Source organism: Paenibacillus sp. P4_A9, from assembly GCF_056402415.1.
On the sequence record NZ_JBFUHL010000190.1, the window covers coordinates 1 to 1815 of the forward strand.

1 protein-coding gene and 1 pseudogene are annotated in these 1815 nt (G+C 42.3%); both read right to left on the reverse strand.

Features of this window, described 5'->3' with window-relative positions:
- Positions 1–278 (reverse strand): annotated as a pseudogene (locus AC1DVJ_RS30785) (hypothetical protein); the annotation flags it as partial.
- Positions 279–367: 89 nt separating this feature from the next.
- The gene (gene hppD / locus AC1DVJ_RS30790; RefSeq protein WP_477596708.1) at positions 368–1483 is read right to left on the reverse strand and encodes a 4-hydroxyphenylpyruvate dioxygenase; all 1116 of its coding nucleotides are present in this window, start codon (positions 1481–1483) and stop codon (positions 368–370) included.
- Positions 1484–1815 lie beyond the last annotated feature (332 nt).

Sequence of the window (1815 nt, forward strand, 5' to 3'; positions counted from 1 at the left end):
CTTCCCGTCAACAGCTCCATACATTCCTCGGCATCTCGACTTCGATTCCCAATGACGGACAGCTTGAGTTGATTATCTTTTGAAAACATAGGCAAGTAAGGGACTAACTCGTGTAACCGTGTGACAGGGATGATAAATTTACCTAACATCCAGCTATCTTGATCGAGGCTATATACTTGGTAATTCTGGATTGCAGCTTCAATCGGCAGCCCTGCCGGAGGAAAAAGTCCTGCATAATCAATTAGCTTCTCCATGAAAGCCCGAACGCTCGAGTACATCTCCGCGCCTCCTAAGATTAAATAGTTTCGGGGTACCCGCAAAGTAATCGGAATAGACTTCGAAGGCATACGTCACTTTGTGGGGTAATTTACAGATTCCCACGGCGGGCCTGTTCTCTTTCAATCGATTCAAACAATGCTTTGAAATTACCTTCACCGAAGCCTCTCGATCCTTTGCGCTGAATGATTTCAAAAAATAAAGTAGGACGGTCTACGATTGGCTTTGTGAAAATTTGCAATAGATATCCTTCATCGTCACGATCAACCAGAATCTTATTTTCCTGAAGCTTTTGAATGTCTTCATCGATCGTACCTACCCGGGCGGAAAGCATTTCATAGTAGGCATCCGGAGTGTCAAGAAATTCTACGCCGTTAACGCGAAGCTTTTGCACGGTATCCAAAATATCGTTGGTCAATATCGCTACATGCTGAACGCCCGCGCCATTATTAAATTCAAGATACTCTTCAATCTGCGATTTGCGCTTTCCGGTTGCCGGTTCGTTCAGAGGGAATTTAATTCGTCCCCCATTATGCATGACTTTCGACATGAGTGCCGAGTACTCCGTACTGATATCCTTATCATCAAAGTGGAGCATTTGCGTAAAACCCATCACGTTCTCGTAATAGGAAACCCACTCTTCCATCTGTTCCACATTTCCAACAACATGATCGACGCCAATCAGGCCCGTTTCCTCATAAGGAATCACATGGTCAACCTGATGATAGCCAGGCATGAAAATCCCCTTGTAATTCTTTCTCTCCACAAGCGTATGCACCGTATCGCCGTAAGTTCCTAATATTGCTTTTATAATTGTACCGTTTTCATCCGTTAAAACTTGCGGCTTAAGAAGCGGGATAGCCCCTCTGGAGACAGCCTCCATGTAAGCCTTTTCAACGTCTTCTACACGAAGTGCAATGTCTTTTACTCCTTCGCCATGCTTTTTCACAAAATCGCTGATCGGAAGATCTTCTTTCAACGAACCGGTCACGACAAACCGGGTTTTCTTCTGTTCGAGCACATAAGAAACTCTATCCCGTTGTCCGGTTTCCAACCCTGCATAAGCAATAATCTTGAATCCAAATGYTCTGCTCAAAAAGTAACTTGTTTGCTTGGCATTCCCCACATAAAATTCGACATAATCAAAGTCATGAATCGGGAAGAAATCCTGCTGCACTTTGTTTTTGTTCAAAGCTTCCTTTTTCATAATGTATTACAGYCTCCTTGGGAATAATATCCTTTTCCTTTATTTTGAGTATAGTGCGATTCAAAAAATCCTGCAAAAACATACGACAAAGTAAACACGTATCGACGCACATCCGCTTTAACCTGTTAAAATGCTTGTAGAGTGCCATTTTTCGTCCTTCTAAAGCATATGAATTTATCGTTCAAGATGACAAAAACAAACTGAGAAAAGCTGAGTCTATTAATCAGGGAAGATGCTGTTTATAACCATTAAAAACTATTCTAATGTTGATTTTTGAGCATAAGAAAACCGCCTTTGTGAAAAGGCGGTTCATTGAGCTACCTGGCTTACAA